Source organism: Mesorhizobium sp. M6A.T.Ce.TU.016.01.1.1 (assembly GCF_003997065.1).
Classification (GTDB): domain Bacteria; phylum Pseudomonadota; class Alphaproteobacteria; order Rhizobiales; family Rhizobiaceae; genus Mesorhizobium; species Mesorhizobium mediterraneum.
Genome location: NZ_RZTJ01000004.1, coordinates 293,832 through 313,368 on the forward strand (window position 1 = coordinate 293,832; position 19,537 = coordinate 313,368).

At 62.4% G+C, this 19,537-nt stretch carries 19 protein-coding genes, 1 other RNA gene and 1 pseudogene; 8 read left to right on the top strand and 13 right to left on the bottom strand.

Features of this window, described 5'->3' with window-relative positions; translation table 11 throughout:
- Positions 1 to 67: 67 nt before the first annotated feature.
- Positions 68 to 1,078 (bottom strand): ligase-associated DNA damage response exonuclease, encoded by a 1,011-nt coding sequence (locus tag EOC94_RS10135; protein WP_127290193.1) that lies wholly within the window; start codon positions 1,076 to 1,078, stop codon positions 68 to 70.
- Between the two features lie 206 nt (positions 1,079 to 1,284).
- On the opposite strand from EOC94_RS10135, the gene EOC94_RS10140 reads away from it, so the two are divergent.
- Entirely contained in the window at positions 1,285 to 1,644 is a 360-nt protein-coding gene (locus EOC94_RS10140; protein ID WP_095487778.1) for a hypothetical protein, read from the top strand.
- Here the strand turns inward: EOC94_RS10140 and EOC94_RS10145 are convergent.
- From EOC94_RS10145 to EOC94_RS10175, 7 genes are all read right to left on the bottom strand, one after another.
- Positions 1,641 to 2,582: a glyoxylate/hydroxypyruvate reductase A gene (locus tag EOC94_RS10145; protein ID WP_127290195.1), complete on the bottom strand. Its 942-nt coding sequence runs from the start codon at positions 2,580 to 2,582 to the stop codon at positions 1,641 to 1,643. The genes EOC94_RS10140 and EOC94_RS10145 overlap by 4 nt on opposite strands.
- A 32-nt stretch (positions 2,583 to 2,614) precedes the next feature.
- Positions 2,615 to 4,246, bottom strand: a complete 1,632-nt coding sequence (locus EOC94_RS10150) for an ABC transporter ATP-binding protein (protein WP_127290197.1) — start codon at positions 4,244 to 4,246, stop codon at positions 2,615 to 2,617.
- Entirely contained in the window at positions 4,243 to 5,382 is a 1,140-nt protein-coding gene (locus tag EOC94_RS10155; protein ID WP_127290199.1) for an ABC transporter permease, read from the bottom strand. Before EOC94_RS10155 ends, EOC94_RS10150 begins: the two co-directional genes overlap by 4 nt.
- Positions 5,382 to 6,476 carry a microcin C ABC transporter permease YejB gene (locus tag EOC94_RS10160; protein ID WP_127290201.1) on the bottom strand — a complete coding sequence of 365 codons (1,095 nt, stop codon included), beginning with the start codon at positions 6,474 to 6,476 and terminating at the stop codon, positions 5,382 to 5,384. The genes EOC94_RS10155 and EOC94_RS10160 overlap by 1 nt, the downstream gene beginning before the upstream one ends.
- Positions 6,477 to 6,506: 30 nt before the next feature.
- Positions 6,507 to 8,393, bottom strand: a complete 1,887-nt coding sequence (locus tag EOC94_RS10165) for an extracellular solute-binding protein (RefSeq protein WP_127290203.1) — start codon at positions 8,391 to 8,393, stop codon at positions 6,507 to 6,509.
- Positions 8,393 to 10,270 carry an extracellular solute-binding protein gene (locus EOC94_RS10170; protein WP_127290205.1) on the bottom strand — a complete coding sequence of 626 codons (1,878 nt, stop codon included), beginning with the start codon at positions 10,268 to 10,270 and terminating at the stop codon, positions 8,393 to 8,395. Before EOC94_RS10170 ends, EOC94_RS10165 begins: the two co-directional genes overlap by 1 nt.
- A 159-nt stretch (positions 10,271 to 10,429) precedes the next feature.
- Positions 10,430 to 11,098, bottom strand: a complete 669-nt coding sequence (locus tag EOC94_RS10175; RefSeq protein WP_126103781.1) for a cytochrome c family protein — start codon at positions 11,096 to 11,098, stop codon at positions 10,430 to 10,432.
- Positions 11,099 to 11,291: 193 nt separating this feature from the next.
- Between EOC94_RS10175 and EOC94_RS10180 the strand changes: the two genes are divergently transcribed.
- The 3 genes from EOC94_RS10180 to EOC94_RS10190 all read left to right on the top strand — a co-directional run bounded on the left by EOC94_RS10180 (position 11,292) and on the right by EOC94_RS10190 (position 13,787).
- Positions 11,292 to 12,020: a 3-deoxy-manno-octulosonate cytidylyltransferase gene (locus EOC94_RS10180; RefSeq protein ID WP_127290207.1), complete on the top strand. Its 729-nt coding sequence runs from the start codon at positions 11,292 to 11,294 to the stop codon at positions 12,018 to 12,020.
- Positions 12,021 to 12,048: 28 nt separating this feature from the next.
- Entirely contained in the window at positions 12,049 to 12,912 is an 864-nt protein-coding gene (locus tag EOC94_RS10185; protein WP_095487796.1) for a prephenate dehydratase, read from the top strand.
- Between the two features lie 77 nt (positions 12,913 to 12,989).
- The gene (locus tag EOC94_RS10190; protein WP_127290209.1) at positions 12,990 to 13,787 is read left to right on the top strand and encodes a hypothetical protein; all 798 of its coding nucleotides are present in this window, start codon (positions 12,990 to 12,992) and stop codon (positions 13,785 to 13,787) included.
- A gap of 25 nt (positions 13,788 to 13,812) precedes the next feature.
- Here EOC94_RS10190 and EOC94_RS10195 read toward each other — a convergent pair whose 3' ends face one another.
- Entirely contained in the window at positions 13,813 to 14,286 is a 474-nt protein-coding gene (locus tag EOC94_RS10195; protein WP_126103778.1) for a VOC family protein, read from the bottom strand.
- A 407-nt stretch (positions 14,287 to 14,693) separates the two neighbouring features.
- On the opposite strand from EOC94_RS10195, the gene EOC94_RS10200 reads away from it, so the two are divergent.
- Both EOC94_RS10200 and EOC94_RS10205 read left to right on the top strand, forming a co-directional pair.
- A complete protein-coding gene (locus EOC94_RS10200; RefSeq protein ID WP_127290211.1) occupies positions 14,694 to 15,230 on the top strand; it encodes a VOC family protein in 537 nt (178 codons plus the stop codon).
- Positions 15,231 to 15,543: 313 nt separating this feature from the next.
- Positions 15,544 to 16,182: a hypothetical protein gene (locus EOC94_RS10205; protein ID WP_245458115.1), complete on the top strand. Its 639-nt coding sequence runs from the start codon at positions 15,544 to 15,546 to the stop codon at positions 16,180 to 16,182.
- 97 nt (positions 16,183 to 16,279) lie between these two features.
- Here EOC94_RS10205 and EOC94_RS10210 read toward each other — a convergent pair whose 3' ends face one another.
- Both EOC94_RS10210 and EOC94_RS10215 read right to left on the bottom strand, forming a co-directional pair.
- Complete coding sequence (locus tag EOC94_RS10210) at positions 16,280 to 16,573, bottom strand: Dabb family protein (RefSeq protein WP_127290213.1); 294 nt, start codon at positions 16,571 to 16,573, stop codon at positions 16,280 to 16,282.
- A gap of 59 nt (positions 16,574 to 16,632) precedes the next feature.
- Positions 16,633 to 16,716, bottom strand: a pseudogene (locus tag EOC94_RS10215) (NADH pyrophosphatase zinc ribbon domain-containing protein); the annotation flags it as partial.
- Between the two features lie 66 nt (positions 16,717 to 16,782).
- Here EOC94_RS10215 and EOC94_RS10220 point away from each other — a divergent pair.
- Positions 16,783 to 17,559, top strand: a complete 777-nt coding sequence (locus tag EOC94_RS10220) for a hypothetical protein (protein ID WP_127290215.1) — start codon at positions 16,783 to 16,785, stop codon at positions 17,557 to 17,559.
- A 178-nt stretch (positions 17,560 to 17,737) separates the two neighbouring features.
- On the opposite strand, the gene nudC is transcribed toward EOC94_RS10220, so the two are convergent.
- Together nudC and EOC94_RS10230 are read right to left on the bottom strand one after the other, a co-directional pair.
- Positions 17,738 to 18,679, bottom strand: coding sequence for an NAD(+) diphosphatase (gene nudC / locus EOC94_RS10225; protein ID WP_127290217.1), 942 nt, complete (start codon positions 18,677 to 18,679; stop codon positions 17,738 to 17,740).
- Between the two features lie 37 nt (positions 18,680 to 18,716).
- Positions 18,717 to 19,136 carry an HIT family protein gene (locus EOC94_RS10230; protein ID WP_095487812.1) on the bottom strand — a complete coding sequence of 140 codons (420 nt, stop codon included), beginning with the start codon at positions 19,134 to 19,136 and terminating at the stop codon, positions 18,717 to 18,719.
- A gap of 252 nt (positions 19,137 to 19,388) precedes the next feature.
- Between EOC94_RS10230 and ffs the strand changes: the two genes are divergently transcribed.
- Positions 19,389 to 19,485: signal recognition particle sRNA small type (gene ffs, locus EOC94_RS10235), an RNA gene on the top strand.
- Positions 19,486 to 19,537: the final 52 nt, after the last annotated feature.

A 19,537-nucleotide genomic window follows, 5' to 3' on the forward strand; every position in this document is an offset into this window, starting at 1 on the left:
AGATGTCCGGCAGGACAGAGGGGGGCGCCGTAGAGCTCTGCGCAGGTGACCACCGAACCTCCCGCCATCAATCGCCCTCGTCCTCATAGCCGACGAGATGCAGCGGCCGCGCGGCAATGCCTTCGAGCTCGCACCAGCGCACCAGGGCCTCCTCGCGGCCATGCGTCACCCAGATTTCCCCGGCGCCGGTCTCCTTGATCGTCGCGGTCAGTTCGTCCCAGTCGGAATGGTCGGAAATGATCAGCGGCAGCTCGACGCCGCCCTGTTTGGCGCGCTGGCGGATGCGCATCCAGCCGGACGCAAAGCACGAGATCGGATCGGGAAAGCGCCGCGCCCAGCGGTCGGCGAAGGCCGAAGGCGGGCCGACGATGACGGCGCCGGTGAAATCGCCCTTGCCACCGCTTTCGACCGTCGCCGGCTCCAGTGTCCCGAGGTCGATGCCCTGGCCCTGGTAGTAGTCGCTGAGCTTGGCCAGCGCGCCGTGGATGTAGATCGGCCTGTCGTAGCCGGCATCGCGCAGCAAGCGCATGACGCGCTGCGCCTTGCCGAGCGCATAGGCGCCGACCAGATGCGCGCGTTCGGGAAACTGCGCCGTCGATTTCAGCAGGCGGGCGATCTCTTCGGTATCGTGCGGATGGCGGAACACCGGCAGGCCGAAGGTCGCCTCGGTTATGAATACGTCGCATTTGACCGGTTCGAACGGCTCGCAAGTCGCGTCCATCTGGCGCTTGTAGTCGCCCGACGCGACGATGCATGTGCCCTGATGCACGACCTCGATCTGCGCCGAGCCGAGCACATGGCCGGCCGGATGGAAGGTTACGGTGACGTCGTTCAGCGCAATCGTCTCGCCAAGTGCGGCCGCTTGCGTCGTCCCGGCAAAGCCTTCGCCGTAGCGAAGCCCCATAATGTCCAGCGTCTGTTGTGTGGCCAGCACCGAGCGGTGGCCGGAACGGGCATGGTCGGAATGGCCGTGCGTGATCAGCGCCCGGTCGACCGGCCGCACCGGATCGATGAAAAAATCGCCGGGTGGGCAATAGAGGCCCTCAGGCCGGGGATGAAGCAGGTCGCTGGCGCGCATGGCTTAGAGATAGTTGCTAATTCCGGCGCGGGAAGCCTGTTGCAAGTGACTGCTGACTCGGCCTACAGGCAACGGCCGGCGGGACCTCCGTTTTTGGGCCTCGTCCGGCGCCCTTTTTCGTTCACCTGCGCCACGTGTGGCACAGGCTGCGAAAAAGCCCGATTCGCATGCCCGAAAGGGCGGGACATCGATACGGAGGACATTCCATGCGCTGGAACTTGGTGGTCTTGGCATCTTGCCTGGCGATGGCCGGCTGCGCCGGCGCCTCGATGGCCGAACGACAGGATGAGAATGTCCAGTCGTCGCTGCAATATGATAGCGTGCCTTGCGATCAATTGCTGGCGCAACGAAACGAGCTGGCGCAGCGATATCGCCTTTCGCAGGATGCCAAGCCGTCCTTCTCCGATCCGGGGGTGGGCCTCGGCCCATTCACGCCGGACGTCCGTTCCAAGACCCAGCGTGACGTCGAACAGGCAAGCGGCCGGATCGACGCCATGAACCGGTCGATCGCCCGCCGCGAATGTGGCAAGCCGGCCAAGCAGACCAAGCTTGGCTTGCCTAGTTAATACCCCGCGTCGCGATCCACCAGGTTCTCGAGCTTCTCGCCGCGCTCGAAGGCGGCCATCTGGCGCAGCATGATCGGCGCCAGATGGACGGGGTCCGAGGTCGCCGCCGCATGCGGCGTCACGAACACCTTCGGGTGGCTCCATAGCGGGCTGGTCTTCGGCAGCGGCTCGACCTCGAACACGTCGAGGCTCGCTTCCTTCAGCGTGCCGTCCTCCAGCGCGCGCGCGATGTCGGCATCCTTCTGCAGGCGGCCGCGCCCGGCATTGATCAGCACCGAGCCACCGAGGCCGTTGCGTTTCCTCAGCTCCTTCAGCACGCCGTAATTGACGATACCTTGCGTGTGCGGCGTGAGCGGCAAAAGCACCACCAGAATGTCGGTGGCATTGAGGAAGGGGATCAATCCGGCCTCGCCAGCATAGGTCGAAACGCCCTTCATCGGCCGCTCGCTGCGCGACCAGCCATTGACCGCAAAGCCGAGCGATAAAAGCACCGACGCTGCTGCGCGGCCAAGCGTGCCGAGCCCCATGATGCCGACAGAGATGTCGCCGGCCGGGCGCTGCGGCGGCTCGTGCCAGATCTTCCTTTTCTGCTGCGTTCGGTAGAGCATGCCCTGGCGGTGATGATCGAGCACCCGCCAGACGACATATTCGGTCATGTACTGGGTCAGGTTGTCGGCGACGACCTTCACGATCGGCACGTCGGGCACAGTGGGATCGGCCAAGATGTGGTCGACGCCGGCGCCGATCGAAAAGATGGCGCGCAGATTGGGCAGAGACGACAGAAGGTTCGGCCGCTGCTTCCAAACCACCGCATAGGTGATCGAGGGATCGCTGGCGCCGTCCGGCTCGAGCACCACCTCGCGTTCCGCCGACAAGAGTTCGCGCCAGCGTTGCGGATGAAAGCCGGTGACGGCAAGCAGGATACGGCCTTTTTCCATTTCGGATTCTTTTTCCTATTTACGCGACCCTGTCACTCGCTGACGATGCCGACCGGCGCCGTCTCGATCCTGAACGCGGCCGAGATCAGCGCCTTGGTATAGTCGGTCTGCGGCCGTTCGAAAATCTGTTCGGAGGGGCCGGCCTCGACGATCCTGCCATTGCGCATGACGATGACGTCGTTGGCAAGCGCGCGGATGACCTTCAGATCGTGGCTGATGAACAGATAGGCGAGGTCGTGCTTCGCCTGCAGGCTGCGCAGAAGGTCGACCACCTGTGCTTGCACGCTCATATCGAGCGCCGAGGTCGGCTCGTCCAGCATGACGAAGCGCGGGTTGAGCACCATGGCGCGGGCGATGGCGATGCGCTGGCGCTGGCCGCCGGAAAACTCATGCGGATAGCGATTGCGCGTGGCGGGATCGAGCCCGACTTCTCCGAGCACATCGACGATGCGCTTATCACGTTCATCGGGCGACAGTTTCGGCTCGTGGATCTTCAGCCCTTCCTCGATGATCTCGGAGACCGACATGCGCGGGCTCAAGGACCCGAACGGATCCTGGAAGACGATCTGCAACTCGCGCCGCAGCGGCCGCATGGCGTTGAAAGTCAGCTCGTTGATGTCGCGCCCGTTGAACCGAATGGTCCCGGTCGAAGAGATCATCCTGGCCAGCGCCAGGCCGAGCGTCGTCTTGCCCGAGCCGGATTCGCCGACGACGCCGAGCGTCTGGCCGGCGCGCACGGTGACGTCGATGCCGTCGACCGCCTTCACATTGTCGACGGTGCGCCGAAAAAAGCCTTTCTTGATCGGAAACCAGACTTTTATGTCCTGGCCCGTCATCACAGGCTTGGCGGCAGCGTTGGCCGCCGGCGGCTTGCCCTTCGGTTCGGCGGCCAGCAGATGCCGCGTGTAGCTATGCTGCGGGTTGGCGAAAATATCCTTCGTCGGCCCGGTCTCGACGATCTTGCCTTTTGTCATCACGCAGACCCGGTCGGCGATCTTTCTGACGATGCCGAGATCGTGGGTGATGAACAGCATCGACATGCCCTTGCGGCTCTTCAGCTCCTCAAGCAGTTCGAGGATCTGCGCCTGCACGGTGACGTCGAGCGCCGTTGTCGGCTCGTCGGCGATCAGCAGTTCCGGCTCGTTGGCCAGCGCCATGGCGATCATGACGCGCTGGCGCTGGCCGCCGGAAAGCTGGTGCGGATAGGCGTCGAGCCGCTTCTCCGGCTCGCGGATGCCGACCTCGTTGAGCAGCTCCAATGTGCGCGCCTTGGCCTGGCGGTCGCCCAGGCCCCGGTGCAGCGTCAGGACCTCGACGATCTGCTGCTCGATCGTGTGCAGCGGGTTGAGCGAGGTCATCGGCTCCTGGAAGATCATGGTGATCTTGTTGCCGCGCACGCGGCGCAATGCCTTCTCGTCGGTGGCGAGCAGGTCGGCGCCCTGGAACAGGATCTTTCCCGACGGATGGCTGGCGGCCGGATAGGGCAGCAGCTTCAGCACCGACAGGGCCGTGACTGATTTGCCGGACCCGGATTCACCGACCAGCGCCACCGTCTCGCCCTTGGCGATGTCGAAGGAGATGTGGTCGACAGCCATCGACTGGCGGCTTTCTTGCACGAAGGCGACGCTGAGATCGCGGACGGAGAGGATAGGAGCTTCGCTCATCTGAACGTCTTGCGCGGATCGAAGGCGTCGCGGGTCGCCTCGCCGACGAAGACCAGCAGCGACAGCATCAGCGAGATGACGACGAAGCCGGAAATGCCCAGCCATGGTGCGTTGAGGTTGCGCTGCGCCTGCTTCAGGAGCTCGCCCAGCGAGGCCGAGCCCGGAGGCAGGCCGAAGCCAAGGTAGTCGAGCGAGGTCAGCGTCGAGATCGAGCCGCTGAGCAGGAAGGGCAGGAAGGTCAGCGTCGCCACCATGGCATTGGGCAACAGATGTCGGAACATGATGGTGCCATTGGGCACGCCGAGCGCGCGCGCCGCGTTGACATACTCGAAGTTGCGGGCGCGCAGGAACTCGGCCCGCACCACCCCGACCAGCGCCACCCAGGAGAACAGCAGCATCAGCCCGAGCAGGATGAAGAAGCCGGGCGGCAGAATGGCGGCGACGATCAGCAAGAGATAGAGCACCGGGATCGCCGACCAGATTTCTATGAAGCGCTGAAACAGAAGATCGGTCCAGCCGCCGAAATAACCCTGCAATGCGCCGGCCGTCACGCCGATCAGCGCCGATCCGGCGGTGAGGATCAGGCCGAACAGCACCGAGACCCTGAACCCGTAGATGACGCGCGCCAGCACGTCGCGTGCCTGGTCGTCGGTGCCCAGCCAGTTCCAATTGCCGACGACGCAATTGGGATCGGCGGCACCTTGCGGATACTGGTTGCAACGTGTCTTGACGTCGTAGAGCCAGGACGGCTTGGTGGGTGCCGCCTCGGGGATGGCGTTGTTGACGGTCCGGTAGGAGTAGCGGACCGGCGGCCAGATCATCCAGCCATGGGCATTGATCTCGTCCTGGATGACCGGGTCGCGATAGTCGGTGACCGCATAAAAGCCGCCGAACTTCTCCTCGGGATAAGCGACCACGACCGGGAACAGGATCTCTCCCTTGTAGGAAACGAGAACCGGTTTGTCGTTGGCGATCCATTCGGAAAACAGCGACAGCACGAAAAGCACGAGGAAGATCCACAACGACCAATAGCCGCGCCGGTTGGCCCTAAAATTCTGCAGGCGCCGCTGGTTGAGCGGTGACAGCCAAGGCCGGGCAATCCGGTCCGGCGCCGTTTCGGCTACGGCCCCGGCCATCAGACGTCTCTCCGCTCGAAGTCGATGCGCGGGTCGACCCAGGTATAGATCAGGTCGGACAGAAGCCCGACAATCAGGCCAAGCAGCGAGAAGATGTAGAGATTGGCGAAGACCACCGGGTAATCGCGCTCGACCACCGACCGGAAACCGAGCAGGCCGAGGCCGTCGAGCGAAAAGATATTCTCAATCAGCAGCGAGCCGGTGAAGAAGGCTGAGATGAAGGCGCCCGGAAAGCCGGCGACGACGATCAGCATGGCGTTGCGGAAGACGTGTCCGTAGAGAACCTGCCGTTCCGACAGGCCCTTGGCGCGCGCGGTCACCACATATTGCTTGCGGATTTCCTCGAGGAACGAATTCTTGGTCAGAAGCGTCGTGGTGGCGAAGGCGGACAACACCAGCGCCGTCAGCGGCAAAGTCATGTGCCAGAAATAGTCGACGATCCGCGCCGGCCAGGACAGCTGGTCCCAATTGTCGGAGGTGATGCCGCGCAGCGGGAACCAGTCGTAGAACGATCCGCCGGCAAACAGCACCATCAGCAAGATGCCGAACAGGAAGCCCGGAATGGCGTAGCCGACAATGACGACGCCGCTGGTCCATACGTCGAATGCCGAGCCGTCCTTGACTGCCTTGCGGATGCCGAGCGGGATCGAGATCAGGTAGGAGAGGAGCGTGATCCACAGCCCGATCGAGATCGACACCGGCATCTTCTCCAGGATCAGATCGATCACTGAAATGTCGCGGAAATAGCTGTCGCCGAAATCAAACCGGATGTAGTTCCACAGCATCATGCCGAAGCGCTCGAGCGGTGGCTTGTCGAAGCCGAACTGCTTTTCCAGCTTGGCGATGAATTCGGGGTCGAGCCCCTGCGCGCCGCGATATTTCGAACCGACGTCGCCGGCCACGTCGACATTGCTGCCGCCCGCGTCGCCACCGCCGCCGCCAAGGCGGTCGCTGCCGCCCTGGTTGGTCAGCCTGGCAATGACCTGCTCGACCGGCCCGCCCGGCGCGAACTGGATGACGGCGAAGGAGATAGCCATGATGCCGAACAGGGTCGGGATCATCAGCAGGATGCGGCGCAGGATATAGGCGCCCATCAGGCTCTCTGCGTTCTTTGAGCGAAAATTTCAGGCTTTGCCAATCGTTGCCGCCTTATCCTTGTCGAACCACCACAGTACCTCGACCGGAAAGCCGAAATCGGGCTTCTGCTCGGGAAAGCCGAACATGTCCCAATAGGCGACTCGGTGATTCGCGAGATGATATGTTGGAATCCAGTCTAGCCGCGCGCGCAAGACCCGATCGAGCGCTTTGAGCGCTGTGACCAGCTCGATCCGGCTCTGCGCCTTGCCGGCTGCCTCGATCAGCGCGTCGACGGCTTTGCTTTCCGTGCCGGGATAGTTGCGCATCCCCGGCATTTTCGCCATCCGGGAGTCATAGAGGATTTCCAGGCCGTCGGCAGTCGGCGTCGCCCCGATCGACCATCTGAACAGGTTGAAATCGAAATCGAAATTGCTCTGCCGCGCTTCGTATTGCGTCGAATCGACCTGCCGGATCGAAGCGTCGATCCCGATCGCCTTCATATTCTCGGACCACGGGGAGAAAAGGCGAACGATGCCATCGTCCTCGGCCAGCATTTCCACCCGCAGTCGCTCGCCCTTTTCATTGACGACGAAATTGCCCGCTCGCTTCCAGCCGGCTTCGGCAAGCAGTCTCGAAGCCTCACGCAGCAGCTTACGGTCGTGGCCCGAACCGTCGGAGACAGGCTGCATCACCGGTTCGCCGAAGGTTTCCGGCGGCAACTCGGCTCGGAACGGCTCCAGCAGGGTCAATTCCTCGGGCGAGGGCAGGCCCTCGGCCTTGTAATCCGACTGTTCGAAGTTCGAGTGCGAACGCTCGTAGGCGCCGTAAAACAGAACCCGCTTGGTCCATTCGAAATCGAAGCAACTGGCGATCGCCCGTCTCACGCGCACATCACGGAATTGCGGACGACGCTGGTTCAGCGCGACAGCCTGCATGTCCGGCGTTTTCTCGCCGGGAAATTCACGTTTGATGACCCTGCCGTCCTTCAGCGACGGAAAGTCGTAGCCGGTCGCCCATACCCGTGCGGTAAATTCCTCGCGAAAATGCGTGTCGCCCTTTTTCAAGGCTTCAAACGCTGCCTGGCGATTGATGTAAAAATCGATACGGATGCGGTCGAAGTTGTAGAGGCCGCGGTTCACGGCCAGATCGCGGCCCCAATAGTCGGCGACACGTTCATATTCGATGGTCTGTCCGGCCGCCACGCGCCCCACCTTGTATGGTCCGGAACTGAGCGACGGTTTCATCGTCGAGGCATCGAATTCGTTGACCGTATAAAAGGCTTTGGACACGATCGGCATTGCGACGATCGCAAGGATATTCTGCGCCGACTGTTTGCCGTTGAAGGTGAGGTTGACGGTAACCGGATCGACCGCGACCGCTTCAGTCATATGCCGCAACGCTTGGGAAAGGTTCGGATGGCCTTTGTCTTTGTAAAGTTTCAATGCGAAGGCGACGTCCTCAGCGGTCAGTGGCGAGCCGTCGTGGAAGCGCGCTTGCGGTCGCAGGCTGAAGCGGAAGCCATTGCGGTCCGGCGATAAGGTAACGGACTCGGCAAGCAGGCCATAGACCGCGTCAGGCTCATCGAGTGCGCTTGCCATCAGCGAATCGAAACAGAGTTCGGTGCGCGGCGGCGAATCCCCCCTCAACACCAGGGAATTCAACGTGTTGAACGTCAGAAAGCTCTGGTTGAAGGTGGAGTTCGGCGGTGCGAAATTCATCTGGCCGCCCTTGGGGGCGTCCGGATTGACATAGTCGAAATGCGTGAAGTCCGCGGGATATTTAAGGTCGCCGAAGGCCGACAGGCCGTGCAGCTTTACGCCGGTCGGGATGGCGGCGAAGGCCCGGCCTGGCAGCAGCGCTGCCGCCGTGGCCGCGGCGCCCAGAGCCAGAAAGTCGCGGCGGGCCAGAGAGTCGCGCCGGGGGAGCGCCGCCATCAATTGCCACTCTTGTATTTTGCCGCCAGCGCCTTTTCCTTGTCCGCGTCGATCCACCAGGAATTCTGATCGACGCCGCTATAGGCCGGTTGCTTTTCCGGGATGCCGAACTTGTTCCAATAGGCCATCCAGACCACCGACCGATGGTGTTGCGGCACGACATAGTAATTCCACAGCAGCACCCGGTCGAGCGCATGGGTGGCAGCAACCAGATCGTCGCGATCGGTGGCGAAGATGACGCGGTCGACCAGCGCATCGACGACCAGGTTCTTGATGCCGGCATAGTTGCGGGATCCAGGCGTGTCGGTGGCCTTCGAGCTCCAGAAGTCACGCTGCTCGTTGCCTGGCGAATCCGACTGTCCCAGCTGCGATATGGTGACATCGAAATCGAAGTTGTTGACGCGGTTGACGTACTGGGTCTGGTCGATCAGCCGCAGCGTGGCGTCGACACCGATCTTGCGCAGATTGGCGATGTAGGGACTGGAAAGGACCTGGTCGGTGTCGTTCCAGCCGAGGATTTCGAACTTGAACGGCTCGCCCGTCTTGGCATTCACCATTTTGCCGCCCTTGATCACCCAACCGGCCTTGGCGAACAGATCGACCGCAGTCTTCAGATACTTACGCTCCGCCTGTGGCGAATCGTAGACCGGCAGCTTGAATTCCTGGGTGAAGATTTCGGGCGGCAGCTTGTCGCGATATTGCTCAAGGATCTCCAGTTCCTTGCCCTGCGGCAGTCCGCTCGATGCCAGTTCGGTGCCTTGGAAATAGCTTGATGTACGGGTGTTGGAACCGAAGAACAGCGTGCGGTTCATCGACTCGAAGTCGAGCGGGTAAGTCAGCGCGGCGCGCACCAGGCGATCCCTGAACAACGGACGTCTCGTGTTGAGCATGAACGCCTGCATCGGTTCGGGTGAGGCGGTCTTGAATTCCTTCTTGATGACGTCGCCAGCCTGGACTGCCGGGAAATTATAGGCCGTGTTCCAGCGCCTCGAACTGTTTTCCGGCTTAATGTCATCCAGCCCGCCTTTGGTGAAGGCCTGCCACGCCGCATTATCGTCGAGAAAGTAGCTGAAACGCTGGGTGTCGAAGTTCTCCCGGCCGATCTTCACCGGCAGCTTGGCTGCCCAATAGTCGGGCACGCGCTGCCAGATGATTTCCGAGCCCGGCTTGAAGCTGGCGATCTTGTAGGCGGCGGACCCCAGCGGCGGCTCCAGCGTCGGCCTGGTGACGTCGCGCTTCTTGCCATTGGCGTCGGTACCTTCCCACCAGTGCTTCGGCAGCACGACGAGATCGCCGATGATTTTCGGCAGCTCCCGATTGCCCTTCTGGCTGAAATGGAATTCGACTTCGCGGTCCGAGATCGCGACGGCATCGGTGACATTCTCGAAATAGCGACTGTACATCGGGCTGTTGGCCTTCAGCACCTGAAACGACCAGATGACGTCGTCGGTGGTGATCGGCTGGCCGTCGTGCCACCTGGCCCGTGGGTCCAGGCGGTAGGTCGCCGAGGAATAGTCGTCCGGATGTTTGTAGGCGTCGGCGATCAGCGGATGGCTGACGCTGCCCTCGTCGGTCGCCTGCTCCATCAGCGTGTCATAGAGCAGCCCGCCGCCGAACTGTGTGAAGCCGGCTGCCGGCGAACCCTGGACGATATAGGGATTGAAGCTGTCGAACGTGCCGAGCACCACCAAATTCAGCGTGCCGCCCTTCGGCGCGTTCGGATTGACGTAGTCGTAGTGCTGGAAATTATCGCCATATTTGGATTCGCCGATCAGCGACGAGGTGGTGCGCCATTCGTCCGCGAAGGTTGCCTGCAGGCCGCCGGCAAAAGCCGCCATAACCAGCACCGATCTTAGAAACGTTCGGCCAACCGTCATGCCTTCTCCTCTTCGCGATGGCTGTTTAGCGGACAATCTAGATCATTTGACGCTCATGAAAACCGCGACAGGCCGGCTTTGTCGCCGCAGATGCGCTTTTCCCATTAAAAAAGCCGGGCTGAGCCCGGCTTTCCTAAAGATATGTACATGACAATTGCGTTATTGCGCCGGTGCTGGTGCGGGAGCAGCAGGGGCTGGTGCGGGAGCAGCAGGTGCTGCACCCTCTGCCGGCTTGGCCGGCGCCGCACCTTCAGCGGGTGCAGCCGCCGAAGCGCCAGGCGTCGGCAGTGGCTTCGGATTGTCCGACAGCGTGCGCAGATAGGCGATGACGTTGGCGCGGTCCTCATCCTTCGGCAGGCCGGCAAAACCCATAGCGGTGCCCTTCACGTCCTTCTTGGGCGACAAGAGGAAGTGGTCGAGGTTCTCGTAGGTCCACTTCTCCGCGCCGGCCTTCGAATATTCCTTCATGCCAGCCGAATAGGCAAAGCCCTCGTGAGAGGCCACTGGACGATCGACGACGTCCCACAGATCGGGGCCGACCTTGTTAGGCCCGCCCTTTTCGCCGGAGTGGCAGGCCTGGCACTTCTTGAACACGGCGGCACCCGCCTCGACATTGGCGTTGGCCAGGAGGTCGGCGATCGGCTTGGCTTCTGCCGCCGGGGCTGCCGGGCCGCCCTCGGCAGGCTCCTCGGTCGCCTCGATGGCGAAGCCGGGTTTTTCCGGTGCGGGGGAGGCGAACAGCGCATCGGACACGATGCCGACGGAGAACACGACGAACACGGTTCCGAGCAGCCCGCCGATCAGCTTGTTGATTTCGAAAGAGTCCATACGCCCCAGGCTCCCTTTTCCGGCGGACCGATCCGTCCACTCCGTCCGTCGGTAATCGTGAACCACCCCGCGAGGCGGTCAAATCGGGCGGAAACTAGGTCTTTTGCTCTGGCGTTGCAACACCTATAAGGGCGCTTCCAGTGAGACCTTTTGCCACTTTTCCCATCCTCTTTTTCGAACGCTTCGTCACCCGATGTCCACGCTCATCCTCATCCCGGCCCGCATGGCCTCGACCCGCCTGCCGGGCAAGCCGCTGGCCGATATCGCCGGCGCTCCGATGATCGTCCACGTCGCCCGCCGCGCCGCCGAGGCCGGGCTTGGCCGGGTGGTGGTCGCCACCGATACGCAAAGCGTGGCGGAAGCGGTGCGCGCGCATGGGTTCGAGGCTGTCATGACGCGGGCGGATCACGAATCGGGCTCCGACCGCATCTTCGAGGCGCTGGCCACGCTGGACCCCGGGCGCAAGGTCGAAACGATCGTCAATGTGCAAGGCGACCTGCCGACCATCGATCCCGACATCATCAATGCCGCGCTGAGGCCTTTCGAGGATGCGACGGTCGACATCGCCACGCTCGGCACCGAGATCGTCCGCGACGACGAAAAGACCAACCCGAATGTCGTCAAGATCGTCGGCTCGCCGCTGTCGGAGACGCGGTTGCGGGCGCTCTATTTCACCCGCGCCACGGCACCTTGGGGGGAGGGGCCGCTCTATCACCACATCGGCCTCTACGCCTATCGCCGCTCAGCGCTCGAACGCTTCGTCGCGCTGAAGCCGTCGCCGCTGGAACGGCGCGAGAGGCTCGAGCAGTTGCGGGCGCTGGAGGCCGGCATGCGCATCGACGCCGAGATCGTGCAGTCTGCGCCGTTCGGCGTCGACACGCCGGACGACCTCGAACGCGCCAGAACCATCCTTTCAACCTGAGACATTTGGTCAACCCGAGACATTTGGCATGCCTGAAAAAACCAACAGAATATCCTTCCAGGGCGAGCCGGGCGCCAATTCAGACACCGCCTGCCGCAACATGTTCCCTGATATGGAGCGGTTGCCGTGCCCGACCTTCGAGGATGCCTTCAACGCGGTCGAGACCGGCAAGGCCGACCTCGCCATGATCCCGATCGAGAACACGATTGCCGGCCGCGTTGCCGACATCCACCATCTCCTGCCGGAATCGAAGCTGCACATCGTCGGCGAATATTTCCTGCCGATCCATTTCCAGCTGATGGTCTTGCCGGGCGTCAGGCGCGACGAGATCAAGACCGTGCACAGCCATATCCATGCGCTCGGCCAGTGCCGCAAATACATCCGCAAGAACGGCTGGAAGCCGGTGGTCGCCGGCGACACGGCGGGTTCGGCCAAGCTGGTCGGCGAGGTGAAAGATCGCACTATGGCGGCGCTTGCCCCGGCGCTGGCCGCGACGCTCTATGGGCTCGACATCATCGAGGAGAATGTCGAGGACACCGACAGCAACGTCACCCGCTTCGTCGTGCTGACGAAGAACAGGCAATGGGCGGAACGCCCATCCGACGCCGCCAAGATGATGACGACGTTCATCTTCCGCGTCCGCAACGTGCCGGCCGCGCTCTACAAGGCGATGGGCGGCTTTGCCACCAACGGCATCAACATGACCAAGCTGGAGAGCTACCAGCTCGGCGCCTTCACGGCGACGCTGTTCTATGCCGATATCGAGGGCCATCCCGACGATCCGCTGGTGAAGCTGGCGCTTGACGAGCTGCGCTTCTTCTCGCGCGAAATGCGGATCCTGGGTGTCTATCCCGCCAGCGAATCGCGCGAGCAATGGAAGGTGGCGGATTAGCTAGCATTCATCGAGAGCTCTGCGGCGTCCTGACCTGGCGCCTTGCCAGATGACGAGTGCCGGGCGACATTCCTGGCATGTGGCTCCTGAAACTGGCGCTCGCAGCCGCTGGATTGTATGCGGCGGTTGTCGCCGTCGCGTATGTGCTTCAGTCCTGGCTGATCTTTCCGGCCGGCTTTGCGGCTTTCGGACCCGATCTGCCGGCCGGGGCCCGCCATGTCGAGTTGGCGACGCAGGATGGCGAGCGCTTCGTTCTGGTGCGCCTGCCGGCAAGACAGGCCGAGCCACGCCCGCTCCTGCTGGGGTTCGCCGGCAATGCCTGGAATGCCGACGCGCTTGCCCTCATGCTGCACCAGCTATTCCCCGAACATGAGGTCGCGGCGCTGCACTACCGCGGATATGCGCCGAGCAGCGGAAGCCCGTCAGCCTCCGCCCTGTTCGAGGACGCCCGACGCGCCCATGACCACCTGGCCACCGACGCCAAAGCCGGCATCGTCGCCATCGGCCTTAGCATCGGCGCTGCGGTTGCGGTCGATCTGGCGACCGTCCGGCCCTTGCGCGGCATTGTCATGGTGACGCCCTTCGACTCGCTGAAGGAACTCGCCGCCCACCACTATCCCTGGCTGCCGGTGCGCCTCTTGCTGCGGCACCGCATGGAAGCGGCAGAATCTCTGCGCGACCTCGATGTGCCCACGGCCGTCATCACTGCCGAGAACGACACCATCGTTCCCGCGGCACGCTCGGCACCTCTGCGTGAGGCCGCCCGTGACCTGCGCAGCCACATCGCCATAGCGGCTGGCCACAACGACCTCTATGGCCATCCCGACTTCGCCGGCGCGCTACGCGCCTCGGTTGCGGCGGTCACGCACGATTGACGAGCACTGGGCGGTGAGCCGGCCGTCAACCGCGCCGCGCCGCCTCGATCGCGGCGACGTCGATTTTCCTCATGGTCATCATGGCATCAAACGCGCGCTTTGCTTCGTCGCCGCCAGCCGCCAGCGCTTCAGTCAGGACGCGCGGCGTGATTTGCCAGGAAACGCCCCACTTGTCCTTGCACCAGCCGCACGCGCTCTCCTGGCCGCCATTGCCGACGATGGCATTCCAGTAGCGGTCGGTCTCCTCCTGATCGTCGGTGGCGATCTGGAACGAGAAGGCTTCGTTGTGCTTGAAAGCGGGACCACCGTTGAGGCCGAGACAAGGAATGCCCGCAACTGTGAAGTCGACCGTCAACACGTCGCCCTCCTTGCCGGCTGGGTAGTCACTGGGTGCATGGTGCACGGCACTCACCACGCTGTCAGGAAAGGTCGCGGAGTAGAAGCGGGCGGCAGCCTCGGCGTCCTTATCGTACCAGAGGCAGATCGTATTCTTCGCCATTGCGGGTTCCTTTCGCCTTGAAGCCAAGATTTCGGCCTTCCCCATCCGCTCCCTTCCGAAATAGGTAGCCAATCGCTTTTCTCCACCCCGGAAGCGTCCGGCCCGCCCCGGCGATCGCAAAGGGCAGCTTACCCTAGCGTCGCGGTCCGCTTTGGGCGGACAGACATTCTCGTTGTTTCCCAAAGCGGACGTTCGCGCGATGACTGGTGTTGGCCCTTTTGCACACCATCACGAGCCGACCGGCCATGTACATGACAGGCGGGTCGCGGAAGGTGTTTCAATTGAAAGCAGACTCCTGCCCTCCTGAAATCAGAATGTAACGCCCTCCGCGAATTTTTGGCCCCCGCCGTCGTTCGCATCGGATCGACCGAGCGGACGGAATTTGAGTCAACACGGAGTTTGTCACCATGACTACGAAGAAAACAGGCAGGCCGACCGCGCCACGGATCGTTGGTCTTCGCCACGTCGGCATGGTCGCCGAAAACCCGGCTGCGCTTGCGCGATTTTATGAGGATGTCCTCGGCCTTCAGGTGGTCGGTGGCAGTGGCGAAGAAAACCCGTTCGGCGCCACCGCCTTCCTGAGCAGCGATCCGGCCGAAGAGTCCCATCAGATCGCTATCTTCACCAATCCTGCCTTGCGCCACATCGCATTCAAGGTCGGCACATTGGCCGATTTGCGCGCCGCTTACAGGCGCATCGTCGACATGGGGCTGCCGATCAAGATGGCCTTCAATCACGGTGTATCGCTTGCGTTCTATTTCGAAGACCCTGAGGGAAATCTCGTCGAAGTCTACTGGGCGACCGGCATGGCCTTCGATCAGCCTTACGGGGATCCGCTCGATTTGACGCTGCCCGAAGAGGCGTTGCGGCAGGAGGTCGAGCAACTGGTGCGGCAGGCGAGTGAACAGTCTCCGCTATCTCTGCCGTCCGCATCCGCGTCATAGCCACCATTCAATTCTCACGCCTGACGAGGAAATAGTAATGACGAAATCGCTATCGCGGACGCGCACTGCTGCGCCAGCTAGATGGAACTATCGACCAAAAAAGTTGATGTATTTCAACTGAAACATTCGAGACATACTGCGTAAATATTGGGCTGGTATTCAATTTTCCCTCGGAACATGGAGGTAGGTATTTCTATTAAATATTTACTTTCTACACCAACCGAATCCGAGATGTTTCGTAGAAGCCTAGGAATACAGGAGCATCCAGATGAGCTCAAGATCAACAACCTTGGTCGCGTCTGCAATCGCGATCATGACTACCACCGCCGCCGCCCCGGCCGCTCCGCTGACACCGGCGGAGGCAGCGCGGATCGACGCATCGTCGTTCCCCGCGCCCGGCGAGCCGAGCCTTGCCGAAATCCGCCATGCAACGGAGCGGTTCCGCAATGTCAACGTCGCGCTCGCGGAGGGCTACATCCGCGATCCTGCCAACATGTGCGAGACCGCCGAAATGACAGGACAGCCGCAGAAATTAGGGGCTATGGGCCTCCACTACTTTCGCCCCGATATGCTCGGCATCACCGCTCCGCCCAATCCGCGTGTCGACGGCACAGGGACGCACACGGACTTCGGCAAGCCCGCGGTCCTCGTCTACGAGCCGCAGGCCGACGGATCGCTCGAGCTGATCGCGGTGGAGAATCTCGTCTTCGCGAAAGCGTGGAAGGAAGCCGGCCACGACGCCCCGCCGTCGTTCCACGGCATTCCCTGGGACACTATGATCGACGACCCGGCGACGCCTGCGGATGAGGCGCATAACTTCGAGCCGCATCACGACCGGCACGTCTGGCTCTATCGAGCAAACCCGAACGGCATCTTCGCCCAGTTCAACCCGCGGGTGACCTGTGAGCATCACAACCCCGGTGCGTCCCACCAGCATGCGTCAGGCCAGTGATAAGCGGCGACCTGGCTTACCTGCTCGCGCCGAGCGGCAGGTGAGCCGGGCGTCGTCTGGTCGAACTTGCTCGTTCAGAGCGATTGGATTTTTGGTCCTAGGTCAGCGGCTCGTAGTCGATCTCGAGAAACGCCTCGACCTCCGGGATCCAGCGGTCGCGAACGAAGGCGACGTGGTCGGGATGGTCGTTGTAACGGGAATAGGCGGCCTGGTCGGCGAACTCCATCGAGAAGCCGAAGCGATAATCGTTCTTCGGGCTGACCTGCCGCAACTGCTCGAACTTTTCGACGCCCGATATCGCCGCGAGCACTTTCGCATCAGTGAGGAATTTCACCTCCTCGGCCGAGTTCTCCCTGTGCCTCAGCCTGAACACCACAGTGTGACGGATCAATTTCTGCTCCCCATAGCGTTTACGCGCTGTCGGCCCATGCGCGGATCAGGTGATGGACAAATGATCACCACCGGGTCGGTGCGCGGAAAATGCTCGGTGCCGCAGGCCGGGCAGTGTCGCTTGTAGCCGCCCACCCGCATCTCGACTAGGCGAAAAAGCCATCGAAATTCAAACAGCGCAGTTCGATAGCCTTCGTTCCAAAGCCATGGATGCAGACGCAAGCAACGGAATTCACCCATCCGTATGCCATCCGTAAGTGCGCTTCTCGCATGGTCGTACGGGCACAATTCACTGCTCGGAGGTTCACCATGCATGACGTTTCATCTTCTCATCTCTCAGGCAGCATTTCGCGAGACATGTTTGTTTCTTTCGTCCGCGACCTGCTGGGCAGCTATCCGAATCCAGACGAACCGCAGCCGCCAGGTCCCTGGGATCCAATCATCTTTGCCGCCTTGCAGCGAATGGCATGGTTCGGTCCACATCCGGAGCCCTGGCACTCGCTGTTCGGGTCGGGGCCATCGGCTCGGTGGTCCACGGCGCTGTTTCACGTCATCGCCCAGCGGCATCCTGAACTGTGGGATATCCTTGGCGGCCCTCTGTTTCGGGTGGCGCTCAATCCGCAGCCGCTACCGCCCCGCATCGCCTTCGCCGCCGCTCTGGCCGACGGGTTGATAGAGCGCGCAGCGTCTGCTCAGGAAATCGCGGACTGGCTGCCGCAGCAGGGGGAACAGCGCGGCATCATCATCGTCAGCGGCCGTCTTCTGCAGTATGTCGACGAGCTTTGCGGCAACGGCCTCAGGCTCAAATTCCCTAAGCCCGTTCCACCGCCGCCGTGGTGGCAGGAGCAGTTGAGTGGCGCCGACCTGGCGGTAATGGGCGTCCGGTTCGAGAGCGCGGCAGCGCAGGTTGTCAACGAGGCGCTCGGAGGCGCATTCCGTCAGGCCGGCGTCAAACTTATTCAGACCGGGCTATCGAAGTTCCAATAGCGGCAGACGGGCGATCGCTATGGCCGACCTGCAGCATTCTTGCTCGGATTGAAGTGTTGTGGTGGGGCGGATTTGGGTCAGGGTCGAGGGTTCGGTGCAGTTGCAATATCGCTGCAACCGCGCCGAAGCCCGAAGGCTCTGACCCAAATGGCCCAGTCATTTTGGTCCCACAAACCTTTTACGCGCTGTCGGCCCAGGCGCGGATGAGGTTATAGGCGATCGCCCCCTTCGGCGGCGTGACCAGGCCGCCCGGATGCTCGCGGGCGAGCATCGAGAGCACCTCGTCGCGAAAGAACCAGCGGCAGTCTTCCAGCTCGTTGAGGTCGGCCTGGATGTCGTCGTTGAGCGGCTCGCCGAAGCAGCCGATCATCAGCGAATAGGGAAACGGCCAGGGCTGGCTGGCGTGGTAGACGACACGGCCAAGCCTGATGCCGGCCTCCTCCAGCGTTTCACGGCGCACAGCCGCCTCGATCGTCTCGCCGGGTTCGATGAAGCCGGCAAGTGCCGAATACATCCTCGGCGCGAAATGCCGGCCGCGGCCAAGCAGGCATTTTTCGCGCGTCGCCGTCAGCATGATCGCCACCGGATCGGTGCGCGGAAAATGCTCGGTGGCGCAGGCCGGGCAAAGCCGCTTGTAGCCGCCGGCCCGCATTTCGGCTTCGGTGCCGCATTTGCTGCAGAAGCGGTGGCTCGCATGCCAGGCGAGCAGCGCTGCCCCTTGCGCCATGGCGCCGGCCGCCGCTTCGTCGATCAGCCCCTGCATGTAGACCGAACGATAGTCGATGGCCTTGATCGTCTCCGGCAATTGTTCGGGATCGATTCCAGCCGGCACGGCGAGCACCGGGCCGCTGTCGGAAAAACCGAGCAGCACGCCATGGTCGAGCGACGCCTGGAGCGGCTGGCTCTCCTCGGCGCCGAACCAGGGGTCGAAGCCGTCGCCAACGAGCTTCAGATAAAGGCGCCCGCCATGCATCAGCAAAAGCCTGGCTGAGGGATCGGCGAGTGCCTTTTCGACGGAATCGTCGGCGCGGTTTTCGGATTGCCGGTCGATCATATTGCCGGCGAAGCCGACGAACTGGCTCGGCTCGCGCAAGGGCGCGTCAAACAGGCGGAAGCTCATGGGAGACTCTGGATTCCAGGATGGACACGGGACAGGCTTATAGCGCCGCCTTTATCTGTTGCGCAAACCGGCGCAGGTCCGGGCGCTGATAAGGCTCGCGCAGGCCGTGGCCCCACACCGGGCCCGGCCAGCCGGGATCACCTTCCGAGCGCGCGATGACATGGACATGCAACTGGCGCACGATGTTGCCGAGTGCGCCGGTGTTGATCTTGGTGCAGCCAGTCACCCTCTTCAGAGCCTGCGCCACCATATTGGTCTCGAAGGTCAGCATCGCCTGGTCGAGCGGCGTCAAATCGTGGATTTCCTCCACACCCGGTCGCTGCGGCACCAGAAGCAGCCACGGCCAGCGGCGATCGTTCATCACCCGCAACTCGCACAGCCCGAGCCACATCAACTGTTCGCTGTCCGTCTCCAGACGAGCATCCAGCGTGAATCCGGCCTTGAGGCCCGGCAACATCGGCGTTTCCTTCGCTTTTGTAGTGTTTTTTAAACTTCATGAACGCTAAAGCGGCTGCCGGGGGGCCGCAAGAGGGCGGCAAGCGAATCATTGCTCCGTGACGGCAGTTATGCTATTGATTTGGGCATGGTGCTGATTTGCGCCGATGACCCGCCTTCCGAGGCGGGTTTTTTGTTTCAGCTTTCGGCGTCACCCCTGCTGATTGATCCTGCGCACTTGCATTTCATCGCCGAATTGCCGATATGGAGAACGGGAGGTTGGTGGTGGACGGTCCACTCGCCAACCGGGTCAGGTCCGGAAGGAAGCAGCCCTAACGAGCCCGGAACGGGTCATTGTTCCAGCCTCCCGCCTTCGCCTTTCTCCCGCCACCCGCCTTTCTTCGGCGACATTGACGGCGCCAA

Bases quoted from the DNA above. Each gene is read 5' to 3' on its own strand.
- EOC94_RS10135 (WP_127290193.1), bottom strand. From the start codon at position 1,078: ATGCGCGCCAGCGACCTGCTTCATCCCCGGCCTGAGGGCCTCTATTGC.
- EOC94_RS10170 (WP_127290205.1), bottom strand. From the start codon at position 10,270: ATGACGGTTGGCCGAACGTTTCTAAGATCGGTGCTGGTTATGGCGGCT.
- nudC (WP_127290217.1), bottom strand. From the start codon at position 18,679: ATGAGCTTCCGCCTGTTTGACGCGCCCTTGCGCGAGCCGAGCCAGTTC.
- EOC94_RS10180 (WP_127290207.1), top strand. From the start codon at position 11,292: ATGTCCACGCTCATCCTCATCCCGGCCCGCATGGCCTCGACCCGCCTG.
- EOC94_RS10160 (WP_127290201.1), bottom strand. From the start codon at position 6,476: ATGGGCGCCTATATCCTGCGCCGCATCCTGCTGATGATCCCGACCCTG.
- EOC94_RS10200 (WP_127290211.1), top strand. From the start codon at position 14,694: ATGACTACGAAGAAAACAGGCAGGCCGACCGCGCCACGGATCGTTGGT.
- EOC94_RS10140 (WP_095487778.1), top strand. From the start codon at position 1,285: ATGCGCTGGAACTTGGTGGTCTTGGCATCTTGCCTGGCGATGGCCGGC.
- EOC94_RS10150 (WP_127290197.1), bottom strand. From the start codon at position 4,246: ATGAGCGAAGCTCCTATCCTCTCCGTCCGCGATCTCAGCGTCGCCTTC.
- EOC94_RS10195 (WP_126103778.1), bottom strand. From the start codon at position 14,286: ATGGCGAAGAATACGATCTGCCTCTGGTACGATAAGGACGCCGAGGCT.
- EOC94_RS10185 (WP_095487796.1), top strand. From the start codon at position 12,049: ATGCCTGAAAAAACCAACAGAATATCCTTCCAGGGCGAGCCGGGCGCC.
- EOC94_RS10220 (WP_127290215.1), top strand. From the start codon at position 16,783: ATGCAGACGCAAGCAACGGAATTCACCCATCCGTATGCCATCCGTAAG.
- EOC94_RS10165 (WP_127290203.1), bottom strand. From the start codon at position 8,393: ATGGCGGCGCTCCCCCGGCGCGACTCTCTGGCCCGCCGCGACTTTCTG.
- EOC94_RS10175 (WP_126103781.1), bottom strand. From the start codon at position 11,098: ATGGACTCTTTCGAAATCAACAAGCTGATCGGCGGGCTGCTCGGAACC.
- EOC94_RS10190 (WP_127290209.1), top strand. From the start codon at position 12,990: ATGTGGCTCCTGAAACTGGCGCTCGCAGCCGCTGGATTGTATGCGGCG.
- EOC94_RS10205 (WP_245458115.1), top strand. From the start codon at position 15,544: ATGACTACCACCGCCGCCGCCCCGGCCGCTCCGCTGACACCGGCGGAG.
- EOC94_RS10155 (WP_127290199.1), bottom strand. From the start codon at position 5,382: ATGGCCGGGGCCGTAGCCGAAACGGCGCCGGACCGGATTGCCCGGCCT.
- EOC94_RS10145 (WP_127290195.1), bottom strand. From the start codon at position 2,582: ATGGAAAAAGGCCGTATCCTGCTTGCCGTCACCGGCTTTCATCCGCAA.
- EOC94_RS10230 (WP_095487812.1), bottom strand. From the start codon at position 19,136: ATGTTGCCGGGCCTCAAGGCCGGATTCACGCTGGATGCTCGTCTGGAG.